General features: G+C 73.9%; 22 protein-coding genes, 1 pseudogene and 1 riboswitch. Of the genes and pseudogenes, 10 read left to right on the plus strand and 13 right to left on the minus strand.

The genetic code is table 11. From position 1 onward, the window contains the following. Nucleotides 1–78: 78 nt before the first annotated feature. The 4 genes from OG896_RS19965 to OG896_RS19980 all read left to right on the plus strand — a co-directional run bounded on the left by OG896_RS19965 (nucleotide 79) and on the right by OG896_RS19980 (nucleotide 4,080). The gene (locus tag OG896_RS19965) at nucleotides 79–651 is read left to right on the plus strand and encodes a dihydrofolate reductase family protein (protein ID WP_329367280.1); all 573 of its coding nucleotides are present in this window, start codon (nucleotides 79–81) and stop codon (nucleotides 649–651) included. Between the two features lie 178 nt (nucleotides 652–829). Continuing rightward, a complete protein-coding gene (gene cbiE / locus OG896_RS19970) occupies nucleotides 830–2,059 on the plus strand; it encodes a precorrin-6y C5,15-methyltransferase (decarboxylating) subunit CbiE (RefSeq protein WP_329374151.1) in 1,230 nt (409 codons plus the stop codon). Further along, complete coding sequence (cobM, locus tag OG896_RS19975; RefSeq protein WP_329367282.1) at nucleotides 2,056–2,799, plus strand: precorrin-4 C(11)-methyltransferase; 744 nt, start codon at nucleotides 2,056–2,058, stop codon at nucleotides 2,797–2,799. Before cbiE ends, cobM begins: the two co-directional genes overlap by 4 nt. A gap of 420 nt (nucleotides 2,800–3,219) precedes the next feature. Next, the gene (locus OG896_RS19980; RefSeq protein WP_329367284.1) at nucleotides 3,220–4,080 is read left to right on the plus strand and encodes an alpha/beta fold hydrolase; all 861 of its coding nucleotides are present in this window, start codon (nucleotides 3,220–3,222) and stop codon (nucleotides 4,078–4,080) included. 184 nt (nucleotides 4,081–4,264) lie between these two features. Here OG896_RS19980 and OG896_RS19985 read toward each other — a convergent pair whose 3' ends face one another. The 4 genes from OG896_RS19985 to OG896_RS20000 form a co-directional block, all read right to left on the minus strand. After that, a complete protein-coding gene (locus OG896_RS19985) occupies nucleotides 4,265–4,612 on the minus strand; it encodes a hypothetical protein (protein ID WP_329367286.1) in 348 nt (115 codons plus the stop codon). Between the two features lie 152 nt (nucleotides 4,613–4,764). Continuing rightward, nucleotides 4,765–5,043 (minus strand): hypothetical protein, encoded by a 279-nt coding sequence (locus tag OG896_RS19990; RefSeq protein WP_329367288.1) that lies wholly within the window; start codon nucleotides 5,041–5,043, stop codon nucleotides 4,765–4,767. 162 nt (nucleotides 5,044–5,205) lie between these two features. Then, a complete protein-coding gene (locus OG896_RS19995) occupies nucleotides 5,206–5,481 on the minus strand; it encodes a hypothetical protein (RefSeq protein WP_328466309.1) in 276 nt (91 codons plus the stop codon). A 299-nt stretch (nucleotides 5,482–5,780) separates the two neighbouring features. Beyond that, a complete protein-coding gene (locus OG896_RS20000) occupies nucleotides 5,781–6,131 on the minus strand; it encodes a hypothetical protein (RefSeq protein ID WP_329367291.1) in 351 nt (116 codons plus the stop codon). 674 nt (nucleotides 6,132–6,805) lie between these two features. Between OG896_RS20000 and OG896_RS20005 the strand changes: the two genes are divergently transcribed. Next, a complete protein-coding gene (locus tag OG896_RS20005) occupies nucleotides 6,806–7,042 on the plus strand; it encodes a hypothetical protein (RefSeq protein WP_329367293.1) in 237 nt (78 codons plus the stop codon). 211 nt (nucleotides 7,043–7,253) lie between these two features. Next, the gene (locus OG896_RS20010) at nucleotides 7,254–7,997 is read left to right on the plus strand and encodes a cobalt-precorrin-6A reductase (RefSeq protein ID WP_329367295.1); all 744 of its coding nucleotides are present in this window, start codon (nucleotides 7,254–7,256) and stop codon (nucleotides 7,995–7,997) included. A 109-nt stretch (nucleotides 7,998–8,106) separates the two neighbouring features. Here OG896_RS20010 and OG896_RS20015 read toward each other — a convergent pair whose 3' ends face one another. Genes OG896_RS20015 through cobG form a run of 3 tightly spaced genes read right to left on the minus strand, consistent with a single transcriptional unit; the run spans nucleotide 8,107 to nucleotide 11,809 of the window. Then, nucleotides 8,107–9,699, minus strand: a complete 1,593-nt coding sequence (locus OG896_RS20015; protein ID WP_329367297.1) for a precorrin-2 C(20)-methyltransferase — start codon at nucleotides 9,697–9,699, stop codon at nucleotides 8,107–8,109. Then, the gene (locus OG896_RS20020) at nucleotides 9,696–10,358 is read right to left on the minus strand and encodes a precorrin-8X methylmutase (RefSeq protein ID WP_328466302.1); all 663 of its coding nucleotides are present in this window, start codon (nucleotides 10,356–10,358) and stop codon (nucleotides 9,696–9,698) included. The genes OG896_RS20015 and OG896_RS20020 overlap by 4 nt, the downstream gene beginning before the upstream one ends. 20 nt (nucleotides 10,359–10,378) lie before the next feature. After that, nucleotides 10,379–11,809, minus strand: a complete 1,431-nt coding sequence (gene cobG, locus OG896_RS20025) for a precorrin-3B synthase (protein ID WP_329367300.1) — start codon at nucleotides 11,807–11,809, stop codon at nucleotides 10,379–10,381. A gap of 94 nt (nucleotides 11,810–11,903) precedes the next feature. Next, nucleotides 11,904–12,011, plus strand: a riboswitch (cobalamin riboswitch). Nucleotides 12,012–12,292: 281 nt separating this feature from the next. Between cobG and cobN the strand changes: the two genes are divergently transcribed. Beyond that, nucleotides 12,293–16,018, plus strand: a complete 3,726-nt coding sequence (cobN, locus tag OG896_RS20030) for a cobaltochelatase subunit CobN (RefSeq protein WP_329374153.1) — start codon at nucleotides 12,293–12,295, stop codon at nucleotides 16,016–16,018. Between the two features lie 77 nt (nucleotides 16,019–16,095). Continuing rightward, complete coding sequence (locus OG896_RS20035; RefSeq protein ID WP_329374155.1) at nucleotides 16,096–17,040, plus strand: D-2-hydroxyacid dehydrogenase family protein; 945 nt, start codon at nucleotides 16,096–16,098, stop codon at nucleotides 17,038–17,040. A gap of 115 nt (nucleotides 17,041–17,155) precedes the next feature. On the opposite strand, the gene OG896_RS20040 is transcribed toward OG896_RS20035, so the two are convergent. The 5 genes from OG896_RS20040 to OG896_RS20060 all read right to left on the minus strand — a co-directional run bounded on the left by OG896_RS20040 (nucleotide 17,156) and on the right by OG896_RS20060 (nucleotide 23,650). Then, entirely contained in the window at nucleotides 17,156–18,361 is a 1,206-nt protein-coding gene (locus OG896_RS20040; protein ID WP_329367302.1) for a S8 family peptidase, read from the minus strand. A gap of 296 nt (nucleotides 18,362–18,657) precedes the next feature. Beyond that, complete coding sequence (locus tag OG896_RS20045) at nucleotides 18,658–19,215, minus strand: hypothetical protein (RefSeq protein ID WP_329367304.1); 558 nt, start codon at nucleotides 19,213–19,215, stop codon at nucleotides 18,658–18,660. Nucleotides 19,216–19,461: 246 nt separating this feature from the next. Further along, a complete protein-coding gene (locus OG896_RS20050; RefSeq protein ID WP_329367306.1) occupies nucleotides 19,462–21,348 on the minus strand; it encodes a discoidin domain-containing protein in 1,887 nt (628 codons plus the stop codon). 345 nt (nucleotides 21,349–21,693) lie between these two features. Further along, the gene (locus OG896_RS20055; protein ID WP_329367307.1) at nucleotides 21,694–22,686 is read right to left on the minus strand and encodes an ArsR family transcriptional regulator; all 993 of its coding nucleotides are present in this window, start codon (nucleotides 22,684–22,686) and stop codon (nucleotides 21,694–21,696) included. A 319-nt stretch (nucleotides 22,687–23,005) separates the two neighbouring features. Continuing rightward, nucleotides 23,006–23,650, minus strand: a complete 645-nt coding sequence (locus tag OG896_RS20060) for an FMN-dependent NADH-azoreductase (RefSeq protein ID WP_329367309.1) — start codon at nucleotides 23,648–23,650, stop codon at nucleotides 23,006–23,008. An 85-nt stretch (nucleotides 23,651–23,735) separates the two neighbouring features. Here OG896_RS20060 and OG896_RS20065 point away from each other — a divergent pair, with 85 nt between their 5' ends. Next, on the plus strand, nucleotides 23,736–24,431 hold the full coding sequence (locus OG896_RS20065) for a MarR family winged helix-turn-helix transcriptional regulator (RefSeq protein WP_329367311.1): 696 nt from the start codon (nucleotides 23,736–23,738) through the stop codon (nucleotides 24,429–24,431). 119 nt (nucleotides 24,432–24,550) lie between these two features. Here the strand turns inward: OG896_RS20065 and OG896_RS20070 are convergent. Continuing rightward, nucleotides 24,551–24,985, minus strand: a pseudogene (locus OG896_RS20070) (class I SAM-dependent methyltransferase); the annotation flags it as partial. Nucleotides 24,986–25,207: 222 nt separating this feature from the next. On the opposite strand from OG896_RS20070, the gene OG896_RS20075 reads away from it, so the two are divergent. After that, a complete protein-coding gene (locus tag OG896_RS20075) occupies nucleotides 25,208–26,365 on the plus strand; it encodes a glutathione-independent formaldehyde dehydrogenase (protein WP_329367313.1) in 1,158 nt (385 codons plus the stop codon). Nucleotides 26,366–26,435 lie beyond the last annotated feature (70 nt).

Below are 26,435 nucleotides of genomic sequence, written 5' to 3' on the forward strand. Positions count from 1 at the left end.
ACGGGCCGCCGGCCTTCCCCCCTCGCCGGCGGCCCGTCGGCATGCCCCGCTGTCAGTGCCCGCCGCTACGGTGAGGCGATGCCCAAGACGACGTACTTCACCGCGACGAGCATCGACGGCAGGATCGTGGACGAGGCAGGATCGCTCGACTGGCTCTTCACGGCCGACCACGGCGGGGAGGGCGGGGCCCGTTTCCCCGTGTTCTTCGAGGCGGTCGGCGCCTTCGCCCTCGGCGCCACCACCTACGAGTGGATGCTGGAGCACGAGGAGATGCTGCGGCAGCCCGAGAAGTGGCGCAGCTGGTACGGCGACACGCCGTGCTGGGTGTTCACCCACCGGGAGCTGCCGGCCGTGCCCGGCATCGACATCACCTTCGTGCGCGGCGACGTCCGGCCGGTCCACGACGCGATGGCCGCGGCCGCCGGCGACCGTACGATCTGGCTGGTCGGCGGCGGCGAGCTGGCGGGGCAGTTCGCCGACGCGGGCGTGCTGGACGAGCTGGTGCTCGGCGTCGCACCGGTCATCCTGACCGGCGGCGCCCCGCTGCTGCCGCGCCGGCTGGAGTCGGACCGGCTCACCCTGACCTCGGTCGAGCAGTTCGGCCAGTTCGCTTACCTCACCTACGGCCTCGGGCCGGAGCCGAGGGCGTAGCCGCAGGCAGGACCGCGCGGGGCACCGCGGGCGGAGGCTCAGCTGCTCCTGGCGGCGGACCGTGGGGCCGCGGGCCCGGCGCACCCGGCGGGCCGGGGTCGGCGGCTGGTCGGTAAGGTCCTGCTGACCTGCCGCTTCCCCGACCCGAGGTGTCCGCGTGAGCTCCGACCCCACCCCGGTGACCGTCGTCGGCATCGGCGCCGACGGCTGGGACGGGCTGCCCGAGGCGTCCCGTGCCGCGCTGCGCGCCGCGCACACGCTGATCGGCGGCCCGCGCCAACTCGACCTGCTGCCACCGGAGTGCGCCGGGCAGCGGGTGCCGTGGCCCTCGCCGCTGCGGCCCGCCGTGCCCGCGCTGCTCGCCGCGCACGACGGCCGCGCGATCGCCGTGCTGGCCAGCGGCGACCCGTTCTTCCACGGCATCGGCCGGGCCCTGGCCGAGGTGCTCGGCCCGGAAGCGCTGCGGGTGCTGCCGCACCCCTCGTCGGTCTCCTACGCCTGCGCCCGGCTCGGCTGGCCGGTCGAGGACACCGCGGTGGTCACGCTCGTCGGCCGCCCGGCGGCGGCCCTGGCCGCCGCGCTGCACCACGGCCGCCGGCTGATCGTGCTCAGCGCGGGCGCCGCCACCCCCGGCGAGGTCGCCGCGCTGCTGCGCGACCGCGGCTTCGGGCCCAGCCGGCTGCGGGTGCTGGAGCAACTGGGCGGTGCCCGCGAGCGCGTCGCGGCCGACGGCACCGCCGACGGCTGGCCGCACGCACCCGGCGACCCGCTCAACGTCGTCGCCGTCGAGTGCCGGCGCGCCCCTGACGCTCGGCGGCTCGGCGCGGTGCCCGGGCTGCCGGACGAGAGCTACGACCACGACGGGCAGCTCACCAAGCGCCATGTCCGCGCGGTCACGCTGGCCGCGCTCGCCCCCGCGCCCGGCGAACTGCTCTGGGATGTCGGCGGCGGCTCCGGCTCGATCGCGATCGAGTGGATGCGTACGCACCCCTCCTGCCGCGCGGTCGGTGTCGAGCGCGATCCGGTACGGGCCGCCCGGATCACCGCCAACGCCGCACGGCTCGGGGTGCCCGCGCTGCGGGTCGTCACCGGCGCCGCACCCGCCGCACTGGCCGAACTCCCCGCTCCCGACGCGGTCTTCGTCGGCGGCGGCCTCACCGCGCCCGGCCTCCTCGACGCCTGCTGGGACGCGCTCCCCGCGGGGGGCCGGCTCGTGGCCAACACCGTCACCCTGGAGTCCGAGGCGCTGCTCGCCGCCCACTACCGCCGCCGCGGCGGCGACCTCGTACGGCTCTCGGTCGCCCACGCCGCACCCGTCGGCGCCTTCACCGGCTGGCGTCAGGCGATGCCGGTCACCCAGTGGTCGGTGGTCAAGCCGGCCGATCCAGCAGAAGCGGAAGACGAATGACCGTCTACTTCATCGGCGCCGGGCCCGGCGCCGCCGACCTCATCACGGTGCGCGGTGCGCGGCTGCTCGCCTCGTGCGAGGTCTGCCTGTACGCCGGGAGCCTGGTGCCGCGCGAGTTGCTCGCCGACTGCCCGGCCGGGGCCGAACTCGTCGACACCGCGCGGATGGATCTCGACGGGATCACCGAGGCGCTGGTGCGGGCGCACCGCGACGGCCACGACGTGGCGCGGCTGCACTCCGGGGACCCGTCGGTGTTCAGCGCGGTGGCCGAGCAGATGCGCCGGCTCGACGCGGCCGGGGTGCCGTACGAAGTGGTGCCCGGGGTGCCCGCGTTCGCCGCGGCCGCTGCCGCGCTCAAGCGGGAGTTGACGGTGCCGGCGGTCGGGCAGACGGTGATCCTCACGAGGGTGGCGCAGCGGGCCACGCCCATGCCGCCCGGTGAGGACCTGCCGACCCTCGCCCGCAGCGGCGCCCTGCTCGTCCTGCACCTCGCCGCCGGCTACGTCGACCGTGTCGTCGCCGAGTTGACGCCGCACTACGGTGCTCAGTGCCCGGCCGCAGTCGTGGCATTCGCCAGCCGCCCCGACGAGGTGGTGCTGCGCGGCACCCTCGGCAGCATCGCGGAACAGGTCCACGACGCGGAAATCCGCCGGACCGCCGTCATCATCGTAGGCCGCACTTTGGCAGCCGAGTCCTTCCTCGACAGCCACCTTTACTCCACGGCCCGCGTGCGCGACTGAGCAGCGGGCGAGGTCGGCCGACCGCGCGGCCGGCGAGGTCAGCCACCCCCGCGGCCGAAGCGGATTGCCGCGGCGGCCAGTTCGACGCGTCGGGCGCAGGGGAATTGTCCGATGGTGATCGGCGGCGATCCCGAGTTGCCCCACCTCGTAAAAGGCTCCCGATTGCCGACCGTCCGGGAAATGGCCGAGTACGGCACGGGCAAAAGTCCGGATCGCATGGGCGGGTTCCGACACGCCCACCGTGGGTGAGATTGGGCTCTCCATGCTCCAAAGGGTGGATCATGGTGTTCGGTTCCCCATTCTTCGCGCGCGCTCGGAGACATTATGCGCTCTGACATCAGCACGTCACAGGACACCTCTGTGCCGGTTCCCCGCCCTGACTCCGGGGCACCTGCCCAAGCGCAGTCGGAGGAAAGGACGTTGGTCTTCGAGGGATTTGCGTATCACTGCCGCATTGTTCGTCAGGACAACCCCCGGACGGAACCGCTGGTGCTGCTGGGCGGTTCGGCGCAGAACCGCTTCGCGTGGCTGCGGCACCAGAAGTGGCTGGCCGAATGCAGTACGATCATCACCGTGGACCTGCCCGGTTACGGCAGTGCGGATTTCCTCCCCGCCAGCTACGGGATGGACTTCCTTGCCGACTGTGTGCACCACATGATGCAGGAACTGGGCATTCACCGGGCGAATGTCATCGGCAGTTGTTTCGGCGGGGCCATCGCTCTGCGATACGCGCAGCACTACTCCGACCGCTTGGTGAAGTTGGGCTTGGTCGGGATGACCACGGCCATCCCGGCGCACTACTCCTCCGCTGTCCCGCGGTGGGCGCGCATGCTCGAACTCGGCGACCGGGCGCAGATCGCCTCCGAACTGGTCGAGCAGTTCATGTCTCCTCCCGGAACCGGTGTGGTCTACAAGCACCAGGCGGTCTCGCGGTTGCTCTACGGACAGTTCATGGCGCAGTCCGAGGATGACATCAACAAGTCGGTGGAGCACAATGCGCGGCTGATGACCCACGACTGGTACCGGGACGAGCCGGTTCCCGCCGTGCCGATCCTGGTGTGCACCGGTGAGTACGACACGCTCTGCACACCGGCGATGGGCCGTGCAGTCGCCGCGGCCCTTCCGCGGGCCGCTTTCACCACCATCAAATACGCCGACCATCTGGCGCCGGTCGAGCGGATCTCGGAGTTCTCCGACCTGATCACCAGGTTCTGCACCGACCAGCAACTCACCGGTCTTTCGTACACCAACCCGATCGAGTGGCTGGGCAGGACCGCGTGACCGTGTTCCGGCCCGCGGTCTGAGGCGCACGCGAAGCGGAGCGCGCGCCGAGGCCGCCGGGGTGCACGACAGATGGCCGGGCCCGGGGACGATCCGGGTCCGGCCATCTGTCGACGGGGACGCAGTGGACGGGGTTCGGCCCGCCGCGCCTCATCCGTGGGGGCGGCGAGTGCCCGCCACGGCACTAGCGTGAGATGTCGGGTGCTTTGAATCCCTCGGGTGCCGGCGCGTGGTTGGAGCAGTCGACGACCGCCCCGATCTGCGTCGTCCCCGGCTGCCCCACCGCGACTTGCGGTGTCTGGGGCTCCTGACGCGACACGTTGGTGCAGTCCTGCTGCTGCTGCAGGTGGTAGGTGCCGTCTTTGCTGGTGTACGTGTTCTCGGATTTGGTGACGCAGGTGTCGTTCCCCTGAGCGTCACGCGTGCAGTTGGTGGACGGCCCCGCGGCAACGGCATGGCCGATACCCACGCAAGCCAACGAGAGGCCACCCACGAGCACGGAGAGGGCCGCGCTCTTCGTGTGTTTGAACATGTGCCGTGTTCCTTCGCGGTCGGTGTCACACTCGGACCAGCACCGGTGTCCGGTCTCAACTGGTCTCCGTGAGGATGGGCCCCGGCGCCCGAGGGGCCGGGGTTCGGCCGTGGATTCCGGGACCCATCTGGTACCTACTGGGCTGGTCTGGCTCAGAAGGCGCTGTTGCTGCAGCCCATGCTCGAGCCGAGCTGGGAGCTCTGGGCGCCCGGGTTGCCTTCGCCGCCCAGGGCGTTGCCCAGGGCGCCGTTGAGGAGGCCGACCTCGCCGAGGACGTCGAGGTTCAGGTCGTGCGACTTACACGAGGTGCTCTGCTGCACGTTGAACTTGTTCCCGCCGGGGTTGTCGGACGCGGCGGCGGTGCCGATGCCGACGAGGCCGAAGCTGCCGAGCATGGCGGCCACGGCGACCGCCTTGTAGATCTTGTGCATGTCATGCTCCATGTTTTGGGTCTGGCATGGTTGACGATGCGCGGTGCGATGGCCCTGTCATGGGCCCGGATGCGCACCGGTACTTCTGAAGGGGCGCATGAAAGCGGCGGGCCGTGATGGTGGGGCCCGCCGCCTCCATGGGTTCAGCTACTCCGGCAGCGCTCAGAAGGCGCTGTTGTTGCAGCCCATGGTCGAGCCGAGGCTGGTGGCCTGGGCGCCCGGGTTGCCCTCGCCGTTCAGCGCGTTGCCCAGCAGGCCGTTGAGGACGCCGACCTCGCCGAGGACGTCGAGGTTCAGGTCGTGCGACTTGCACGAGGTGCTCTGCGACACCTGGTACTCGCTGCCACCGTGGTCGCCGGCAAAGGCGGCACCGGCGCCAGCGAAGCCGATGGTGCCGAGCACGGCGGCCACGACGGCTGCCTTCTGGATCATGCGCATGTCTGTTTCCTTCGTGTGGTTGATCGGATACTCTCCGTGACCGACTCACGGTGTGATGAAGATAAGCACTGGATGCCGTGAGGCGTGAGAGGCACGTGAGGTGGCCAACCGGTTCTTCTGGGGCCATTCGGTCGAAGCGGAGTGCCCAACACCGTTCTCAGTGAGGGGAGTTGGGCCTCAGTGGTCGCTTGAGTGACGCGCCGCCCGGAACAACCTGATCGGCTCAGCCCGCAGGGTGTTCAGACTCGAAGGGCCGTCGCCTGGAGAGCGCAACGGAGACGGTCCCGTGGGTCCGTTCCCTACTTGTTGAAGGCGTTGTTCACCTGGGTGCAGGTGTCGCCCTGGGTCTTGGAGTCGCCCAGGAGGGCGATCGGGATGTTCGCCTGGAGCACCGTCTGCGGGCTGCACTCCTGGTACGGACGGAAGAGGTTGTTCTGCTCCTGCGGCGCCTCCTGGGGGGCGGCCTGCGGGGCTCCGAGGGGCAGGGCCTGCGGGAGCGTGACGGTCGGCGACAGCTGGGGAGCGACCTGGGGGGAGACCTGCGTCCCTTGCGGGGCCGGCGCGCTCTGGGGAGCTTGCTGGCTCTGGGGGGCCTGCTGCACGCCCTGGGGAGCCTGCTGGCCCTGCGCCTGCTGCGGGGCCTGCTGCATGCCGCCTTGGGGGGCCTGCTGGGCCTGCGTCTCTTGCGGGGTTTGCTGACCCTGCGTCCCTTGGGGAGGCAGTTGGCCCTGCGTGTCGGCGAAACTGACGCCCGCGCCAATGGCGGAAAGGCTGCCGACTGCCATGGCGACGACTGCCAGTTGCTGGAGTTTGCGCATATCCCTGATCCTTCAATTGACGCACGGGGTCGATTACCTACCGTGACTGCGTGAAGGCTAGCAGTAGCCGCCGATTCGGTCGGCCAGCCCGATCAACCGGGCGGTCCTCGTTCACAACTGCGCGGCGCAGGTGGGAGAGCCGGGCGGCGAGTTCACGCCTGCGCCGAATCCGACGGCGCGCATCTGCGGGGCCGGTGCCGGGAGCGATGTGCCAGGTTCGGCGGCCCGGTGGCGCATCGGCGGCACTGGTTGACCCGATCGCGATTCCACCGCCGACGGCACGCCCGCTAACGGGGTCTTTCGCTTCTCTGCGCTTCACTCGTTCGTGTCATGCGGCGCGGGCGGATCGTCACCGGGTGTCCTTTGTCGGTGTCAGGGGTGCGAATTCCGGTACCGGGCCCGGGGGTTCGCTCGCCGAGGTGTTCGACAACGGAACTGCGTTCGCCCGCAACCCCGTTGACCTGCGGCGCGCCGTCCGGTAGCCGTGGCAGGGAGGGTCGGGAGCCGTGGCGGCAGGCCGGTTCTGGACGGTTCTGGACGGTCGTTCGGCTGAGTTCGATGTTGTCGTCACCAAGGTCGACCAGTTCCGTCGACATGGTGGGCATGGGCGTTATGCGCTTTCCCGGACCGGGGTGGTGATCGACCGGCTCGACGGCAAATCGGAGGGCGCCTTCCTGCCCGGCTTTGGAAGCTCAGTAGGCGCTTCGGGGAGATTTCCGGAGATTCTCCGGCCGGCGGCCTGAAATCTTCACCAGCCGCGCGTTCGACTCGGCGACCGGCCGGAACGAGCGGAATGGCGTGAGCAGTTACCGGAATTCCCGCCCGTGCGCGGTCGGCACCGGGAGCACCTGCCGGCGGGTGGGCCGTCGACCGTCAGGGTGGGGTGGGCCGGGAGGAATGTTTCACGTGGAACGTACGATGCGGGGTCGAGGGGCTGGTGGGAAGGGGTGCGGTGTGCGGCATGTGCTGGTTCTCGGGGGGACCGCTGAGGCGAGGGAACTCGCGGGGGTGCTGGTCGCGATGGGCACCGTGCGGGTGACGTCGTCGCTGGCCGGGCGGGTGGCGGCCCCCCGCCTACCGCAGGGAACCGTGAGGATCGGCGGGTTCGGCGGGACCGACGGGATGACGCGGTGGCTGCGCGACCATTCCGTGGACGCGCTGGTGGACGCCACGCACCCGTTCGCCGAGACGATCAGCGCGCACGCGGCGGAGGCCGCCGCACACACGGGGGTGCCGCTGCTGGCGCTGCGCCGACCCGGGTGGACACCCGGCCCCGGCGACCGCTGGCATCCGGCGGCCTCCCTCGCGCAGGCCGCCGAGATGTTGCCCGGCATCGCCTCCAGGGTGTTCCTGACCACCGGACGCACCGGGCTCGCCGCGTTCGCCGGGCTGGACGACCTGTGGTTCCTGGTGCGGTCGGTGGACCCGCCGGAAGGGGCGGTGCCGCGCCGGATGGAGGTGCTGCTGGACCGGGGGCCGTACACGGTGGAGGGGGAGCGGGCGGTGCTGCGGGAGCGCCGGATCGGGGTGGTGGTGACGAAGGACAGCGGGGGTGCGGCCACGGCCGCGAAGCTGGTGGCCGCGCGGGAGGCGGGGTTGCCGGTGGTGGTGGTGCGCCGGCCGCGGGGGGTGGCGGGGGTGGAGGTCGCGGAGGACGTGGAGCGGGCGGCGCGGTGGGTGCGGGAGCGGATGGGCTGAGCGCACGGCGGCGGGAGGGGGTGCGGGGGCGGAGGGGCTGAGGGCGCGGTGGCGGGAGGGGGTGCAGGGGCGGAGGGGCTGAGGGCGCGGTGGCGGGAGGGGGGTGCGGTCAGCTCCGGGGGTAGGTGCGCGGTGTCCAGACCACCTGCTCGCCGTCGCCGCGCACCACGGTCCTGGTCTGGGTGGAGCCGACGATGAGCAGGGTGCGCATGTCGACCTCCGCGGGTTCCAGATCGGCGAGGCGGACGATCCGGACCTGCTCGCCCGGGCCGCCGACGTCACGGGCGACCACCACGGGGGTGTCGGGAGAGCGGTGCTCCAGCAGGAGTTCGCGTGCCTTGGCCACCTGCCAGGTCCGGCTCTTCGACCCCGGGTTGTACAGCGCGAGCACCAGGTCGGCGGAAGCGGCCGCGCGCAGCCGCTCGGCGATGACCTCCCACGGCTTGAGCCGGTCGGACAGGGAGACCGCCGCGTAGTCGTGGCCGAGCGGGGCACCGACCCGCGCGGCGGCGGCGTTCGCCGCGGTCACGCCGGGCAGCACCCGTATCGGCACGTCCCGGTACGGCGGTTGCGACGCGGCCTCCACCACGGCGGTGGCCATCGCGAACACCCCCGGGTCGCCGCCGGACACCACGGCCACCCGCCGCCCCCTGCGGGCGAGTTCCAGCGCGAACTGGGCGCGCTCGGCCTCCACCCGGTTGTCGCTGCCGTGCCGCAGCTGTCCGGCCCTGACCGGCACCCGGTCCAGGTAGGTGGTGTAGCCGACCAGGTCGTCCGCCGCGGCCAGCGCGCCGCGCGTCTCGGGGGTCAGCCACAGCGGCCCGGCCGGCCCGGTGCCGACGACCACGACATGCCCGACGCCTTCGGCCGCCGCCTCCTCGGCCCGCTCCTGCCGGGGCACCGCCGCGCCGCCCCGGCTCGGCAGCACCGCCATCGCGAAGTACGGCACCGACTCCGGGTCCACCTCGGCCAGTTCCGCGATCCGCTCGCCCGCCATCGTGGCCCGCTCGACGTAGCGCGCCTCCGCCAGCCGCCCCGACCGCTCCAGCGCCCGCCGCACCGCCGGGAACGTACGGCCCAGCTTCAGCACCACCGCGGTGTCCGCCGCCGCCAGCCGCGCGGCCAGCTCCTCCTCCGGCAGCGTGCCGGGCAGTACCGTCAGCGACTCCTCGCCCTCCACCAGCGGCGCCCCCAGCCGCGCGGCCGCGCCCGCCATCGACGTCACCCCGGGCACGACCTCCGTCGGGTACCGCCCGGCCAGCCGCTTGTGCATGTGCATGTACGACCCGAAGAAGAGCGGGTCGCCCTCCGCCAGCACCGCGACGCTGCGCCCCGCGTCCAGGTGCGCCGCCAGCCGCGCCGCCGCCTGCTCGTAGAACTCCTCCATCGCGCCCTGGTAGCCGCCGGGATGGTCGGTCGTCTCCGTCGTCACCGGGTAGACCAGTTGCTCCTCGATCTGCCCGTCGCGCAGGTGCGCCGCCGCTATCCCCCGGGCGATCGACCGGCCGTGCCGCGCGCTGTGGTATGCCACGACGTCGGCCGCCGCGATCACCTCCACGGCCCGCAGGGTCATCAACTTCGGGTCGCCGGGCCCGAGACCGACCCCGTACAGCCGCCCCACGCCGGAACCGGCACCGCTGCCGGCAGCGGTCGGGCCCTCGGGGGCGGTGGCGTCGTGCTCCGCGGAAAGGCGGCTGCTCATTCTTCCTCGCTCGCGATCGCGTTGAGTGCGGCTGCCGCGATGGCGCTGCCGCCGCGCCTGCCGTGGACGACCAGGTGGTCGAGGGCCGACGGGTGGGTGGTCAGGGCCTGCTTGGACTCGGCGGCACCGACGAAGCCGACCGGGACGCCGATGACGGCGGCCGGCCGCGGGGCGCCGTCGGCGACGAGTTCGAGCAGCCGGAACAGCGCGGTGGGCGCGTTGCCGATGGCGACGACGGCGCCGTCGAGCCGGTCCCGCCACAACTCCAGCGCCGCCGCGGTGCGGGTGGTGCCGAGTTCGGCGGCGAGCGCGGGCACCGACGGGTCGCCGAGCGTGCAGATCACCTCGTTGTCCGCGGGCAGCCGCTTGCGCGTCACCCCGCTGGCGACCATCGCCGCGTCGCACAGCACGGGCGCCCCCGCCCGCAGCGCCGCCCGGGCCCGGGCCACCACGCCGGGGCTGTACGCGAGGTCGGCCACCAGGTCGACCATCCCGCAGGCGTGGATCATCCGCACCGCGACCTGGCTGACGTCCGCGGGCAGCCCGCCGAGGTCCGCCTCGGCGCGGATCGTGGCGAAGGAGCGGCGGTAGATGGCCGCGCCGTCCTTCTCGTACTCGTACGCGTACGGGTTCGCGGAGCCCGGGGGGACCGGGGGCACAGGAGGCACGGTGGTCTCGCTCATTCGATCGGCGCGCCGCGGCGCGCGGCCGCCACGGTGGCGGCGAGGTCGGAGGGTCGGGGGTGGGCGCCGCGTGGCGGGGCGCCGGTACGGAAGAGGTCCACACGGTAGCCGCCGGAGGTGGCGACGACGTCGACGCGGTCGCCGGTGCGGGGGCGGCCGCAGCCGCGGGAGCAGCCGGACCAGTGGACGGGGAGGGGGCGGGCGGGGGCGCTGTCCCCGGGGGCCGGGTGGACGAGGGCCGCCGCGTCCGCGCGTACGTCGGCGAGCGACTTCGCGCATCCGGGCCGCCCGGCGCACGCGCTCACGCCGACCCACGGGGAGGCGGTGTCCGTCACCAGTCCGGCCGCCGCGAGGGCGGCCAGCTCCTCCTGGGCGCGGTCGGCGGGCACCCCGGGGACGACGGCGCCGCGCCACGGGGTGAGCCGCAAGTGCGCGGCCGGGGTGCGGGCGGCAAGCGCGGTCAGGGCACGCCACTGGGTGGGGGTGAGGCGGCCGAGGGGAGCGAGGACGGAGAGGGCGAGGGGGCCGCCGGGGGTGGCCGGGTGCGGGATCGGGCCGAGCGCGGGGGAGTCGGAGGGCGGGGTGGGGGCGGCTTTCCCCCGGGTGGGGTCGGGGGAGGCGGAGGGCGGGGTCGGCTCGGTGGCCGGAGGCGCGGTAAGGCGGTCGGCGAGGGCGGCGGTGAGGGCCGCGCCGCGGTCGGGCAGGTCGGCCACCCGCCATGCGGTGGGCTCGCCGCCGTCGGGCGCGGCCGACGTGACGAACGCCTCCGCGGCGAGCAGCGCGGCCCGGGGCGCGTCGGCGGCGGGAAGGCGGAGGGCCGGGTTGCGGCCGACCCGCAGCAACGCGGTCCCGTCCGGTGCCGCGCGCAGCGTCACGTCGGGGGCCAGGGCCGCGACGTCGCCGCGCCCGTCGTCGAGGGCGAAGAGGAACCGCCCGGACAGCGCCGCGGCCGTCCCGCTGCCGCACAGCAGCCCGTCGAGCGCCCGCAGCCACTCCCCGACGTCCAGGTGCCCCCGCCCGTCGAGGCCCGACAGCGGCGAGGCCACGATGTTCCGTACCCGCTCGTGTGCCGCCGACGGCAGCAGCCCGGCCGCGCCGAGCAGTTGGGCCATGTCCGCCCCGCAGGCCGCGCCCAGGCCGCGCAGTTGGACGTTGCCGCGCGAAGTGAGATGGACATCACCGTCGCCGAACCGCCGCGCCGCCTCGCCCAACCGCTGCGCCTGCGCCGCGGTGAGCACTCCGCCGGGGATGCGGACACGGGCCAGCGCGCCGTCGTCCGCCGGGTGCAGCCGCAGCGCCCCCGGGCAGGCGTCCGCCCGGTTCCGCGGCTGTCCGGCACCCTCGCGCACCTGCGCGTTTCCGTCCGCCGGACATGCCTCGGCGGCCGGCCGGGGCGGCCGGCGGGGCTGGTCGGGGGCGGTGGACATGGCGGCGAGCATACCGACCGTGCCACAAATCGGATGAACTGCTGAACGGCTACGGCGCTTACTATGCTCCCCGTGCGGACCTTCCGGTTCGCCATCGCCGCAGACGGCGACAGGGGAGGAAGCCCGGTGCGAATCCGGCGCGGTCCCGCCACTGTGAACTTGACCACCGGGTGCCTCCGGCGGTCGAGCGAGCCAGGAACTCCCGCCGTCCGACACTGCCCGGGGCGCGGACACCCCGAGGAAGGGTTTGCCGTGACCGTTACGGGTCCTCCCGAGTTGCCCCGTTCTGCCGGTTCCAGGACCACCTCTCCGGCGAGCGAGGGGCCGCCCCTTGCCGACGCGTCTTCGTCCGCGGGTGCGCCTGGGCTGGTCGCTCCGCTCTCCCCCGGCGCTTCGCCTGGGAGGGACCCCCACACGCCCCTTGAGGGTGACCGTGCTTCCGCGGATGCGGCGGCACACCACCAGGGGCACCGCGAAAGCGTTCTGCTGCTGAGCACTTCCGACACCGATCTGCTGAGCGCGCGGGCGGCGGGCGGGCCGGTGCCGTATCGCTTCGCGAACCCGACCCGCCTCGCCCTGGACGACCTGCCGGGGCTGCTGGAGGGCGCCGGCCTGGTCGTCGTACGCCTGCTCGGCGGCCTGCGGGCGTGGCAGGAGGGGCTGGACGCGCTGCTGGCCACCGGCCTCCCCGTGGTCGTCCTGAGCGGTGAACAGGCCCCGGACGCCCAGCTGATGGCGGCCTCCACCGTGCCGGTCGGCCTCGCCGCCGAGGCGCACGCGTACCTCGCGCACGGCGGCCCCGCCAACCTGGAGCAGCTCGCCCGCTTCCTGTCCGACACGGTGCTGCTCACCGGCCACGGCTTCGACCCGCCCGCGCCCGCGCCCTCCTGGGGCCCGCTGGAGCGCACGGCCGCCGAGACGCCCGCCCAGGCCCCCGCCGTCGCCGTGCTCTACTACCGCGCCCACCACATGAGCGGGAACACCGCCTTCGTCGCGGCCCTGTGCGACGCGATCGAGGCGGGCGGCGGCCGCGCGCTGCCGTACTTCGTCGCCTCCCTGCGCACCCCCGAGCCCGAACTCGTCGCCGAACTGGCCGCCGCCGACGTGATCGTCACCACCGTGCTCGCGGCCGGCGGCACCCGTCCCGCCGAGGCGTCCGCGGGCGGCGACGACGACGCGTGGGACGCGGGCGCGCTCACCGGCCTGGACGTGCCGGTGCTCCAGGCGCTCTGCCTGACCGGCTCGCGCGCCGCCTGGCTGGCGAGCGACGAGGGCGTCTCGCCGCTGGACGCGGCCACCCAGATCGCGGTTCCGGAGTTCGACGGGCGGCTGATCACCGTCCCGTTCTCGTTCAAGGAGGTCGACGCCGACGGCCTGCCCGCGTACGTCGCCGACCCCGAACGCGCCGCCCGGGTGGCCGGTATCGCCGTACGGCACGCCCGGCTGCGCCACATACCCGCCGCCGACAAGCGCCTCGCCCTGGTGCTCTCCGCCTACCCGACCAAGCACTCCCGCATCGGCAACGCGGTCGGCCTCGACACCCCCGCCAGCGCGATGGTCCTGCTGCGCCGGCTGCGCGAGGAGGGCTACGACTTCGGCCCCGACCCGGTCCCGGGCCTGGACACCGGTCTGGACACCGGCCTGGACACCGGGCCGGCACCGGCGAACGCCCCCGACCGCACCCCCGGCGACCCGCACCCTGGCGACGACCTGGAACGTACGCCCGACCCCGCCCCCCACTCCGGCGACGCCCTCATCCGCGCGCTCATCGACGCCGGCGGCCACGACCAGGACTGGCTCACCGAGGAGCAGCTGGCCCGCAACCCGGTACGGGTCCCCGCCGCCGACTACCGCCGCTGGTACGCCACCTTGCCGCAGGAGCTGCGCGCCGCGGTGGAGCGGCACTGGGGCCCGCCGCCCGGCGAGCTCTTCGTGGACCGCAGCCGCAACCCCGAGGGCGACATCGTGCTCGCCGCGCTCCGGCACGGGAACCTGCTGATCCTCATCCAGCCGCCGCGCGGCTTCGGCGAGAACCCGATCGCGATCTACCACGACCCCGACCTGCCGCCCTCGCACCACTACCTGGCGGCGTACCACTGGATCGCCGCCCCGGCCGCGGACGGCGGGTTCGGCGCCGACGCGATGATCCACCTCGGCAAGCACGGCAACCTGGAGTGGCTGCCCGGCAAGAACGCCGGGCTCTCGGCCGCCTGCGGCCCGGACGCGGTGCTCGGCGACCTGCCGCTGATCTACCCGTTCCTGGTCAACGACCCGGGCGAGGGCACCCAGGCCAAGCGCCGCGCGCACGCCACCCTCATCGACCACCTCGTGCCGCCGATGGCCCGCGCCGACTCCTACGGCGACATCGCGCGCCTCGAACAACTGATGGACGAGCACGCCCAGATCGCCGCGATGGACCCGGCGAAGCTGCCCGCCATCCGCGCCCAGATCTGGACCCTGATCCAGGCCGCCCGCCTCGACCACGACCTCGGCCTGGCCGACCGCCCCGACGACGAGGGCTTCGACGACTTCCTGCTGCACGTCGACGGCTGGCTGTGCGAGATCAAGGACGCCCAGATCCGCGACGGCCTGCACGTCCTCGGCCAGGCCCCGGCCGGCACCGACCGGGTCAACCTGGTGCTGGCGATCCTGCGGGCCCGGCAGATCTGGGGCGGCACCGCGGCCCTGCCCGGGCTGCGCGAGGCCCTCGGCCTCGACGAGTCCGCCGCCACCCGCACCGCCGCCGACGCCGTCGAGGAGCGCGCCCGCGCCCTGGTCCAGGCGATGGAGGACGCCGGCTGGGACCCGGCCGCCGTGCCCGCGGCCACCGCCGGGTACGGCGAGCAGGCCGCCGCCGTCATGGAGTTCGCCGCCCGCGAGGTGGCGCCCCGGCTCGCCGCGACCACCGACGAACTCGACCGCACCGTGCACGCCCTGGCCGGCGGCTTCGTGCCCGCCGGGCCGTCCGGCTCGCCGCTGCGCGGCCTGGTCAACGTGCTGCCCACCGGCCGCAACTTCTACTCCGTGGACCCCAAGGCGGTGCCCTCCCGGCTCGCCTGGGAGACCGGACAGGCCCTCGCCGACTCCCTGCTGACCCGCTACCGCACCGACAACGGCGACTGGCCCGCCTCCGTCGGGCTGTCCCTGTGGGGCACCTCCGCGATGCGCACCGCGGGCGACGACATCGCCGAGGCGCTCGCCCTGCTCGGCATCCGCCCGGTGTGGGACGACGCCTCCCGCCGCGTCACCGGCCTGGAGCCCGTGCCGCTGGACGAGCTCGGCCGCCCCCGGATCGACGTCACCCTGCGCATCTCGGGCTTCTTCCGGGACGCCTTCCCGCACACCGTCGCCCTGCTGGACGACGCGGTCCGGCTGGCCGCCTCCCTCGACGAGCCCGACGACCGCAACCACGTCCGCGCCCACACCCGCGCCGACCTCGCCGAACACGGCGACGAGCGGCGCGCCACCACCCGCATCTTCGGCTCCCGGCCGGGCACGTACGGCGCCGGGCTGCTCCAGCTCATCGACTCCCGCGACTGGCGCACCGACGCCGACCTCGCCGAGGTCTACACCGTGTGGGGCGGGTACGCCTACGGCCGGGGCCTGGACGGCCGGGCGGCCCGCGGCGAGATGGAGACCGCCTACCGCCGGATCGCCGTCGCCGCGAAGAACACCGACACCCGCGAGCACGACATCGCCGACTCCGACGACTACTTCCAGTACCACGGCGGCATGGTCGCCGCGGTCCGGGCGCTGCGCGGCACCGCCCCCGAGGCGTACATCGGCGACTCCACCCGCCCCGAGACCGTCCGCACCCGCACCCTGGTCGAGGAGACCTCCCGGGTCTTCCGCGCCCGCGTGGTCAACCCGCGCTGGATCGAGGCGATGCGCCGGCACGGCTACAAGGGCGCCTTCGAACTCGCCGCCACCGTCGACTACCTGTTCGGCTACGACGCGACCACCGGCGTCGTCGCCGACTGGATGTACGACAAGATCACCGAGGCGTACGTCCTCGACCCCGCCAACCGCGCCTTCCTCCAGGACGCCAACCCCTGGGCCCTGCACGGCATCGCCGAACGCCTGCTGGAGGCCGAGTCCCGCGGCATGTGGGCCGAGCCCGACCCCGCGGTGCTCGCCGAACTGCGCCAGGTCTACCTGGACACCGAGGGCGACCTCGAAGGCGGCGATGCGGAGGACAGCGCGGGGTAGGCCCCAGGGAGCGCGGTCGTAGGATCGCCGCAGCCAGGAGACCCCAGGAGACCCACCCAGGAGGAGCCGCCGTGCCGATGCGTGTCGCCGTACTGGACGACTACCAGCAGGTCGCCGAGTCGCTGGCCGACTGGTCCGGGCGGCTGCCCGGGGCCGAGACGGTCTTCTTCCCCGGGCACCTCGCCGACCGTGACGAACTGGTCGCCGCCCTGGAGCCGTTCGACGTGGTGGTGGCGATGCGCGAGCGCACCGCCTTCCCGCGCGAGGTGCTGCGGCGGCTGCCCCGGCTGCGGCTGCTGGTCACCACCGGCATGCGCAACGCGGCCGTCGACGTGGCCGCTGCCGCCGAGTTCGGCGTGCTGGTCAGCGGCACCCGCACCCATCCGACCGGCACCGCCGAGCTGACCTGGGCGATGATCCTCGGCCTGGTCCGCCAGGTCGCCGCCGACGACGCCGCGATCCGGGCCGGCGGCTGGCAGCAGCGGATCGCGCCGGACCTGGCGGGCGACGTGCTGGGTATCGTCGGCCTCGGCCGGCTGGGCGCCCAAGTGGCCGCGGTGGGAGCCGCCTTCGGGATGGACGTGGTCGCCTGGAGCCCGAACCTCACCGCGGAGCGCGCGGCCGAGGGCGGCGCCCGGCTGGTCGCGAAGGACGAGCTGTTCGCCACCGCGAAGGTCGTCACCGTGCACATGGTGCTCGCCGACGGCACCCGCGGCCTCGTCGGCGACGCCGAACTCGGCGCCATGCGCCCGGACGCCTACCTCGTCAACACCTCGCGGTTCGGGCTGATCGACGAGGACGCGCTGCGCCGGGCCCTCGCCACGGACCGCCCGGCCGGCGTCGGCCTGGACGTCTACGACACCGAGCCGCTGCCCGACGGCCACTGGCTGCGTGCGGCGCCCCGCACCCTGCTCTCCCCGCACATGGGCTACGTGACGGACACGACGTACCGGATCTTCTACACCGACGCCGTCGAGGACATCGAGGCGTGGCGGGCGGGCGCGCCCGTACGGACCCTCTGATCAGGAAGGGCTCTCGGACCTTCGGATCTTCAGACCTTCGGATCTTCGGACCTTCCGGCCGTACGGGCGCGCCGCCGTCGTACCCGGTCTTCCACCGGGTCCTACCGGGTGGTGCTCACAGGCCGCCGGTGAACAGCAGCCGGTTCGGGGAGTCGTGCTCGACCGTCAGCACGCCTTGGGTGCTGCTGTCGACCAGCGCGGCCTTGACCTGCTCGGCGGTCGCCGACGGGTGCTCGGTCTTGTAGAGCAGCGCGGCGCCGGCCACGTGCGGGCTGGCCATCGACGTGCCGCTCTTGGCGACGCTGCCGCCGCCGAGCTTCGCCGAGATGATGTCCTGGCCGGGCGCGAAGAGCGCCACGCAGGTGCCGTAGTTGCTGAAGCCGGTCTCGTCGTCGCCGCGGTCGGTGGCGCCCACCGCCAGTGCCTGGCCGGCGCTCGCCGGGGAGGCCCCGCAGGTGTCTTTGGTGTCGTTGCCGGCCGCGACCACCGGCAGCACCCCGCTGTCGGCCAGCGCGTCCACGGCCGAGTTGACCGCCGGGGAGTAGTCGCCGCCGAGTGAGGCGTTGAGCACCGCGGGCTGCTGGGCGTTCTTCGCCACCCAGTCGAACCCGGCGATCACCTCGGCGTCACTGCCGTTGCCCTTGCAGTCCAGCACGCGCACGCTCACCAGTGTCGCCTTGGGCGCGACGCCGAACGTGGCGCCGCCGACGGTGCCCGCGACATGCGTGCCGTGGCCGTGGCAGTCCTGGCCGTCCTGGCCGTCGCCGACCGCGTCGAACCCGGGCACCGCCCGGCCGCCGAACTCGCTGTGCCCGAAGTCGATCCCGGTGTCCATGATGTACGCGGTGCCGCCGGCGCCGGTCCCGACGGTGCTGAACTCGTCGTCCAGCGGCAGGTTGTGCTGGTCGATCCGGTCCAGGCCCCAACTGGTGGCCGTGGCCCGGCTGTGCGGCCCGCTGATCGTGAGGTCGGAGCCGGTGATCCGGCCGTTCTGCTCGACCGCCGTGACACCCGGGGTGTCGCGCACGGTGTCGAGCTGGGAGGCGGTCAGCGCGGCCGCGAAGCCGTGCAGCACCTTGTCGTAGCTGAACAGCGGCCTGATGCCCAGGGTGCGGACCTCGCCGGTGAGGTTCACGCCCTTGTCGAGGGTCACGATGTACTGGCCGGGCACCGCGTCGCCGGTGGCGGCGATCAGCGGGGCGGGGGTGGGCCTGGCCGGCCCCGGCAGCGGCGCCGCCGACGCGGCGGACGCGGCGGACGGCAGGACGGCCAGGGGTGCGAGGAGGAGGGCGGCGGACAGGCCGCGCGCGAACAGGCGCATTCGGTCTCCGTGGGGTGGGGGGATTCGGTGGGGGAACCGCAGGGGCCACGAGGGCCACGGCGGCTACCGGGATACGGAGCTTCGGAGCTGCTGGATTGCTGAGCGACTGGGTTGCTGAGTTGCTGAGTTGCCGAGCTGCTGGGCTTCTGGAGCGGCGCGAACGTCCACACGCGGAACGAGAGCGCGTCCGGCGGGCGCCACCACCACCCACCACCATCCGCCGCGACCGAGGCCCCTCCCACCCCGACACACCTGCCGCGCTTCCGCGTCAGCCGATCGGGCGCCACGACCGCCCGTCAGGGCATGCCCGCGGCCGACAGCAGCTCGCGGGCGCCGGCCGTGTCGATCGACTCGGCCAGTTCGCGCAGCGCGCTGCGGTCGGGGAGCAGCCCGGCGGCGTGGGCGCGCCGGGCGCCGCGGTCGAGCTCGTGCCACAGGAACGGGTTGGCGAGCAGCACCCGCACCTCCACCGACACCCGCCCGCCGAACGCGTCGCGCAGCACCACCCGGCGGTCTATCTCCCCCAGGAACCGCGCCGACACCAGGTAGTCCGTGTGCACGCGCCGCCTGCGCACCAGCCCGCGCACCTCCAGCCAGCCGTCGCCCGCCGTGGTGCGCGCCGGCAGCAGGATCGCGAACAGCGCCGTCGAGAGCGCCCCGCACGCCGCGAGCCGCAGCATGTCCAGCGTGCCGTCCCACCCGTCCATCACCAGCGCCACGGCCAGCACCGTCGCGGCCGCGCCGTACGCGCTCCACCGCCGTCCGGCCCAGGCGCGATCGGCCGCGACCGCGGGGCCGTCCGCTCCGCCGATCCGCGCCCGGGGTACCGCGCCGGAGCGCTCACCGTGTCCCATGCCCCAGACGCTAGGTTTCGGCCGGGCTCGCGCGCCCTTCCTTGACGCCCCCCTGACGCCCGGCGCGCCCTTCCTGGCACCCCCTTTACGCCCCCATGGCCGCGCCCGGGGCTGGGCGCGGCCGGAACGGTGCTTCCGGCTGCGGACGGAGGAGCCGTGCGGGCCGGTCCTGACAGCCCGGCCCGCACGGCTCAGTGGGAGGGGCGCCCTGGTGCGGCGGGGAGTTGGCACCAGGGCGCGTCCGGATCAGGTGCCGTAGACCTGGAACTCCCAGAGGGAGTACCCGTACTGCGTGGCCCGCTGCGTGCCGTACAGGCGCACGTAGCGGCCCGATCCGGTCACCGGCAGCGTCTGCTCGCCGCCGGTCCCGCTGGTGGTGGAGTAGACCGACGTCCAGTTCTGGCCGTCGGGCGAGGTCTGGATCTGGAACGCCGTCGCGTACGCGGGTTCCCAGTCGAGCTTCACCTGGCTGATCGTGTGCGTGGCGCCGAGGTCGACCTGGAGCCACTGCGGGTCGGAGAAGCCGCTCGACCAGCGGGTGCCGGTGTTGCCGTCGACCGCGGCGGACGCCGGGAAGCTCGCGTTCTCCGTTGAGGAGGCGGTGGCCGTCTTGCCCTGGGACAGCAGCGTGCCCGTGCCGCCGCCCGGGTTGCCGCCGTCGGACGGCGTGCCGTACAGCGCCAACTCGTAGAGCGAGTCGCCGTACTGGCTCGCTCTCGCGGTCGCGTAGACCCGCACGTAGCGCGCCGTGGTGTTCAGCGCGGTGTCCTGGAGGTCCTGCGGGCTGTTGTTGTTGGTGTAGACGGTGGTCCAGTTCTGGCCGTCGGCGGAGACCTGTAGCTGGTAGGCCGATGCCGCGGCCGCCTCCCAGGTGAGGCTCGCGTGCGTGAGGGCGTAGGACTGGCCGAGGTCGACCTGGACCCACTGCGGGTCGGAGAAGCCGCTCGACCAGCGGGTGGAGATGTTGCCGTCGGTCGCGTTGGACGCGGGGAAGTCCGCGCTCTCGTTCGAGGAGGACGTGGTCGGCTTGCCCTGCGCGATGTTCGGGCCGAGGTCGCCGGCGGCCGGCTTGTTGTAGACGGCCACGTAGTCGATGTTCATCTGGCCGCCGGACGCGGTCGCGGCGGTCGGGCCGCCGCCGAAGGCGCCAGGGAAGGCGCCGCCGATCGCCAGGTCGAAGATCACGTAGTAGCTGTGGTCGACGGCGTTGGCCCAGGTGGTGGCGTCCACCTGGCTGGAGTTGATGGTGAAGTACTCGGCGCCGTCGAGGTAGTAGCGGATCTGCTCGGGCGACGTCGAGCGGTCGATCTCCACCGCGTAGGTGTGGTACCCGGTTTGGCAGCCCGCGCAGGCGCGCTCACCGGAACCGATGCCGGTCGACTCGTTGCACGGCCCGCCGGGGCTCACCCCGCAGTGCAGCGTGCCGAACACCGAACTGCGGGCGTTGATGTCCTCCATGATGTCGACCTCGCCGGAGCCCGGCCAGCCGACACCGACCCGCAGCGGCGATCCCAGCATCCAGAACGCCGGCCAGTAGCCCGCGCCGCTGGTGGTGTTGAGGTTCGGCTGCTGGATCGACGCCTGGACGCGCACCACGCCGCCCGGCCGCGCGCCGAACCCGTCCGCCTGCGTCTCCACCCGGCCGGACGTCCAGCCGGAGTTGGGGTCGGTGCCGTCGTGCAGCGCCTTCAGCACCAGGTGGCCGTTGCCGTCGTGGTAGACGTTGGAGGTGCTGTTGGTCGTGGTCTCGATCTCGCCGGTGCCGAAGTTCGCGCCGGCGCCGTCGTCGTAGCGCCAGGTGCCGGTGTCCAGCGCGGAGTTGGCGGCGCCGTTGAAGTCGTCGCTCCAGGTGGTGCTGAACCCGGCCGGCGCGGCCGGCACGTCGGAGGGTGCCGCGGCGGGCTTGGCGGCGGCCGCCTTGACCGCCTTCACCGCCGGCGCGGCCTTCGCGGCCGTGCTCGTGCGCGCGTCGGCGCCCGTGGTGGCCATCGCGGACGGCGAACCTGCCAGGGCGAGGCCGGTGAACGCCGCGACCGCGGCGATCAGCCCGACCACGGCGCGGCCGCCGCGTATCCCGTGCCGTGAACCGCCTCGACGGCGCGGTGGTGGTACGCGCGTTTCTGGGGTGGACATGCGTGTCCTCCCTCTCCTTCTCCTGTGGGGGGTTGTGGGGGGTCGTGCGCGTTGCCGGTCGGAGAGAACCCGGCAATGCCTGAGAGCGCTCTCAGGCACACCCAGGAGAATCGGCCCTGGCTCCGAGCGGTGTCAAGAGAACGGCAACGTTTACGGAGTCGAGCCGCGCGGCTGCCCGGATTCCGCCGGGTACCGGTCACCCGGAAGTCGTCGGCGCGGGCGGCTCGGAAGCCGTCGGTGCGGGCGGCCCGGATCGGCCTGGGGCACGCGTGCTCGGTCCGGGTGCTCGGCCTCGGCTCTTCCCCCGTGCGGGCGGCGGGACTTGGGGCGGCGCCGCCCCACGGGTCAGGGCGCCGACAGGAGTTGGGCGCCCAAGGGGGTGAGGGTGTGGTGGACGGTGCGGCCGGTGCGATGGGTGGTGAGCAGGCCGGCATCGCGCAGGACGCTCGCGTGTTTGGAGGCGGAGGCCGCCGACAGGCCCGCGCGTGCGGCGAGTCGGTTGGTGGAGGCGCCGTCGGCGGCGACCTGGAGGACGGCGGCGCGGCTGTGCCCGAGGAGGGCGGCCAGCGCGGTGCGGCGGTTGTCGGGCCGGGCGAGGTGGGTGAAGAGGGCGGGATGGGCGCCGCCGAAGACCTCGTAGTAGAGGGCGGGTTGCTCGTCGGCGGGGTCGCAGGGCACGTACGTGCTGAACGCGCCCGGCGCCAGGACGAGGCCGCGTCCGCCGAGCCGGTACTCGTCGCCGTCGGCGTGCCCGTCGAGTTCCAGCACCGGCGGCCGCCAGCGCATCCGCGGGTGGAGGCCGCGCAGCACGGACTCGACGCCGCCGTGCAGGAGTTGGCGGCTGCGCACGGCGCGGTCGGCGGCGAGCGCGGCGGCCAGCCCTTCGCGGTACGGGGCGACCGCCACGCGGTGGTAGGCGCGTACGCCGGCGGCGAGGCGCGCGGTCTCGTGCGGACGGGCGTCGGCGAGGTCGCGGACCGTCCGGGGCGGCAGGTCGCGGTGGCGCGCGATGTAGTCGATGTCCGCCCGCAGCGACTGCCGGGGCGTCGCCCGTAACCGCTCCAACTCCTCGTCCAGCGTGCGCAGTCCGGCGTACGGTCGCAGGAAGCGGGGCACGGGGTGGGACGGCGCGGTCGGCGCCAGCTCGGCGAACGGGTCGTACCCGCCGTCGGTCGACGCCCGCAGCCCGGCCCGTACGGTGCGGCGCCACAGGTCGAGGCCGGGCGAGGGCGGTCCGTGGCCGAGCCGGTAGACGCTGAGGCTGGTCATCGCCAGCGGGCTCGGCGCGGGTGCCAGCCGGGTGCGGGCCAGGTCGTCCAGCGTGAAGTGGATGTGCATGATGCCCGCCTCCCCGCCCGACCCGGCCGCGTCGTTTCGGGCAGGATCGAAAAGTCTTCCCTCACGTCCTTTGTACACGGCACGCTGAGCGGGCGCGGCGCTTCCGTTCGTCTGGGTGTACGGGGGGCGAACGGACGTGCCGGGCACCGGATTCGGCGACCCCGCGGCGGATGACGGCGCCCGGACGACGTCGTGGCGGACGGCGGGACGGGAGGAGCGCCGGCGTGGGCCCCCACCGGCAGGTGGTCCCGGGTGCCGGGGGCGCACGGCACCCGGGAGGGGTCTGCTCGGACTGCTCCGCGGCACCCGGGAGGGCCGGTCAGACGGCTACCGGCGACTTCCACAGGTCGTCGATCGCGGCCTCGGCCGCCGCCAGGCTCTCCTCGGCCAGCGGCACCAGCTCGGCCATCGCCGGGTTGCTCCCGGCAAGCGTCAGCTCCGCGGTGATGAAGCGCGGCTCCAGGCCGGTCAGCGACAGACCGTGCGGGAGCCAGGGCTCGGCGTGGTCCCAGCCCTCGCGGGGCGTGCCGGCGCCGTAGCCGCCGCCGCGGGCCGCGAGCACCACCATCTCGCGCCCGCCGAGCAGCGGTGCCATCGTCTCGCCGTCCACCGAGAGCCCCGGCGCGATGAGGTGGTCGACCCAGGTCTTGACGCCGCTGGGGGCGCCGAAGTTGTAGAGCGGCAGGCCGAGCAGGACGGTGTCGGCCGCCTTGACCTCGCCGACGATCTCCTCGCTCAGCGCCCAGGCGGCGGCCTGCTCGGGAGTGCGGTCGGCCGCGGGAACGGCGCCGGAGTGCACGGTGGCGGGGACCAGGTGGGGCAGCGGGTGTGCGCCGAGGTCCCGGTAGGTGACGGTCCCGCCCGGGTGGGCCGCGCGCCAGACGGCGGCGGCGCGCGCGGTCAGCTTGCGGCTGACGGACCGCTCGCCCTGGATGCTCGCGTCGATGTGCAGGAGGTGAGGCATGTCGTTGACCTTCCACAGATGGTTTGTGTAGCGCCAACGATTTATAGCACATCACCATTCCCGGCGGACTGGGTAGACTCAAGGGATGGCCTCTCTGCCCGTGCTGAACCAGCCGCCGAGGCGGTCCGGAGCGCTGCTCGACCAGCTCGCGCGGCGGATGCGGCTGCGCGGGGAGTCCGTGCTGGCGCCGCTCGGGCTGCGGCCGCGCCACCTGGTGGCGCTCACGGTCCTGCGGGACCTGCACGGCAGCACCCAGCAGGCGCTGTCCTCGACCCTGATGATGGACCGGGCCAACGTCGTCGGGCTGCTCAACGAACTGGAGGCCGACGGCCTGGTGGAGCGGCACCGCTCACCGGAGGACCGGCGCCGCCACATCGTCAGCCTCACCGACCCCGGCATCCGGCGGCTGGCCGCGGCCGAGTTCGCGCTGGCCGGTGCCGAGGACGACGTCCTGGGCGCCCTCGACCCCGCGCAGCGCGACACGCTGTACGAACTGCTGCGGATCGCCGCGGCCGGCCGGCCCGCCCCCGACCGGGTGGAGGCGCTCGGCGGCCTGAGCGCGGACGAGGCCGCGCAGGATCAGCTCGCGGGCTCCCCCGGCGCCGGGCCCGGGTCCTGCCTCACCGACGACGCGTGCCTCGCGGCATCCGACCCCTGCGGCTCCGACGCGGGCTCCCGTTCCGACGCCCGCTCCGGCGCCGACTCCTGCCGCGAGGGCTCCGCCACCACCGCGCTGCCCAGCGACATCGCGCCGACGAAGCGCGGCGCGCCCTCCTCGTAGAACACGTCCAGCTCGGTCAGCGTGAAGCCCGAGCCGGTCAGCAGGTCCGGGATCGGGCGGGTGAGCCGGCAGCCGCCGGCCAGCCGGCGCTGGAACGGTTCGAGCCGCCGCTGCCAGCGCCGCACCTCCGCGTCGGGCGCGAGGCCGTGCTCCACGAACCGCAGGGTGCCCCCCGGCCGCAGCACGCGCCGTACCTCCCGCAGGGCGGTGTACGGGTCCGGGATCGTGCACAGCGTCCAGGTGGAGACGGCCGCGTCGAAGATCGCGTCGGCGTACGGCAGCGCCTGCCCGTCCAGGCCCGACCGCAGCACCGGTACGGACGAGGCCCGCACCCGGCCGCCGGCCAGCCGCCAGCCGGTGTCGGAGGGCTCCACTGCGTCCACCCGGGTCACGGCGGGCGGGTAGAAGGGCACGTTGCGCCCCGAGCCGAAGCCGATCTCCACCACCGCGCCGGTGAGTTCCGCGCAGACCCGGCGGCGCAGCACCGCGGCCTGCCGTGATCCGCAGGCGGCGTCGACCAGCCGCGGCAGCACCCGCTCCGAGTAGACGCCCATGGCCGCGGCCCCCTTGTGACGCTCCTCCCGCCAGTCTCGCACCGTGACGGCGCCGCCGGACCCCTTCGACGCCCGCGCCGTCCGTCCGTTTCCCGCCCCGACGACGCGACGTGCGCGCCCCGCCGCACCGCCGGCCGCCGCACCGGCCTGCGCGCGCCGAGGCACCGTTTTGAGTTGCCCTGCCCCCGGGTGTTCGCTGGAAGGACCACGGAGGTGGTGAACATGAAGGCTGTCGTCTACCAGAAACCCTTCTCCGTCGCGGTCGCCGATGTCGACACTCCCGGCATCCAGCACCCCAACGACGTGATCGTCCGCGTCACGTCCTCCGCGATCTGCGGATCGGACCTGCACATGTACGAGGGCCGCACCGCGGCCGAGGCCGGCATCGTCTTCGGCCACGAGAACCTGGGCATCGTCGAGGAGATCGGCTCGGGCGTCGCGTCGCTGGCGGTCGGGGACCGCGTGGTCATGCCGTTCAACGTGGCCTGCGGCTTCTGCAAGAACTGCCTGGCCGGCAACACCGGTTTCTGCCTCACGGTGAACCCCGGGTTCGCCGGCGGCGCGTACGGCTACGTGGCCATGGGGCCGTACCTCGGCGGGCAGGCCGAGCACCTACGGGTGCCGTTCGCCGACTTCAACTGCCTCAAGCTGCCGCCGGGCGAGCAGTTCGAGACCGACTTCGTGCTGCTCGCCGACATCTTCCCGACCGGCTACCACGGCTGCGAGCTGGCCGAGGTCTCCCCCGGCGAGTCCGTCGCGGTCTACGGTGCCGGCCCGGTCGGGCTGATGGCCGCCTACTCGGCGCTGCTGCGCGGCGCGGCCAAGGTCTTCGTGGTCGACCGGGTGCCCGAGCGGCTGGCCAAGGCCGACGCGATCGGCGCGGTGCCGATCGACTTCACGCAGAGCGACCCGGCCGGGCAGATCCGTGACCACACCGACGGCGAGGGCACTGACAAGGGCATCGACGCGGTCGGCTACCAGGCCCAGGGCCACGACGACGGCCGCGACACCGGCCACGAGGAGCCCGCGAGCGTGCTCAACTCCCTGGTCGAGACGGTCCGTCCGACCGGCAGGCTCGGCGTCCCCGGCCTCTACGTGCCGTCCGACCCCGGCGGCCCCGACGAGCACGCCCGCCACGGCCAACTGCTCGTCTCGATCGGCAAGATGTTCGAGAAGGGGCAGCGGATGGGCACCGGGCAGTGCAACGTCAAGCAGTACAACCGCCAGTTGCGCGACCTGATCACCGCGGGCCGGGCCCGCCCCAGCTTCGTGGTCAGCCACGAACTCCCCCTGGAACAGGCCCCCATGGCCTACGAGAAGTTCGACCAGCGGGTGGAGGGCTACACCAAGGTCGTCCTCCACCCCGCCCTGGCCGCCTGACCCCCACCCCACCCGATCCCCGGGCCGACCACCACCCGCCGCCGGCCCGGGACCACCGACGTCAAACCCG

Origin of the sequence: Streptomyces sp. NBC_00669 (assembly GCF_036226785.1) — a bacterium.
Taxonomy (GTDB): domain Bacteria; phylum Actinomycetota; class Actinomycetes; order Streptomycetales; family Streptomycetaceae; genus Actinacidiphila.

Bases quoted from the DNA above. Each gene is read 5' to 3' on its own strand.
- OG896_RS20000 (WP_329367291.1), bottom strand. From the start codon at position 6,131: ATGCAGCAGGCCCCGCAGCAGGCGCAGGGCCAGCAGGCTCCCCAGGGC.
- OG896_RS19995 (WP_328466309.1), bottom strand. From the start codon at position 5,481: ATGCGCATGATCCAGAAGGCAGCCGTCGTGGCCGCCGTGCTCGGCACC.
- OG896_RS20045 (WP_329367304.1), bottom strand. From the start codon at position 19,215: ATGGGACACGGTGAGCGCTCCGGCGCGGTACCCCGGGCGCGGATCGGC.
- OG896_RS19985 (WP_329367286.1), bottom strand. From the start codon at position 4,612: ATGTTCAAACACACGAAGAGCGCGGCCCTCTCCGTGCTCGTGGGTGGC.
- OG896_RS20035 (WP_329374155.1), top strand. From the start codon at position 16,096: ATGCGTGTCGCCGTACTGGACGACTACCAGCAGGTCGCCGAGTCGCTG.
- OG896_RS19990 (WP_329367288.1), bottom strand. From the start codon at position 5,043: ATGCACAAGATCTACAAGGCGGTCGCCGTGGCCGCCATGCTCGGCAGC.
- OG896_RS20050 (WP_329367306.1), bottom strand. From the start codon at position 21,348: ATGTCCACCCCAGAAACGCGCGTACCACCACCGCGCCGTCGAGGCGGT.
- OG896_RS20065 (WP_329367311.1), top strand. From the start codon at position 23,736: ATGGCCTCTCTGCCCGTGCTGAACCAGCCGCCGAGGCGGTCCGGAGCG.
- OG896_RS20075 (WP_329367313.1), top strand. From the start codon at position 25,208: ATGAAGGCTGTCGTCTACCAGAAACCCTTCTCCGTCGCGGTCGCCGAT.
- OG896_RS20055 (WP_329367307.1), bottom strand. From the start codon at position 22,686: ATGCACATCCACTTCACGCTGGACGACCTGGCCCGCACCCGGCTGGCA.
- cobM (WP_329367282.1), top strand. From the start codon at position 2,056: ATGACCGTCTACTTCATCGGCGCCGGGCCCGGCGCCGCCGACCTCATC.
- OG896_RS20040 (WP_329367302.1), bottom strand. From the start codon at position 18,361: ATGCGCCTGTTCGCGCGCGGCCTGTCCGCCGCCCTCCTCCTCGCACCC.
- OG896_RS20015 (WP_329367297.1), bottom strand. From the start codon at position 9,699: ATGAGCAGCCGCCTTTCCGCGGAGCACGACGCCACCGCCCCCGAGGGC.
- cobG (WP_329367300.1), bottom strand. From the start codon at position 11,809: ATGTCCACCGCCCCCGACCAGCCCCGCCGGCCGCCCCGGCCGGCCGCC.
- OG896_RS19965 (WP_329367280.1), top strand. From the start codon at position 79: ATGCCCAAGACGACGTACTTCACCGCGACGAGCATCGACGGCAGGATC.
- OG896_RS20060 (WP_329367309.1), bottom strand. From the start codon at position 23,650: ATGCCTCACCTCCTGCACATCGACGCGAGCATCCAGGGCGAGCGGTCC.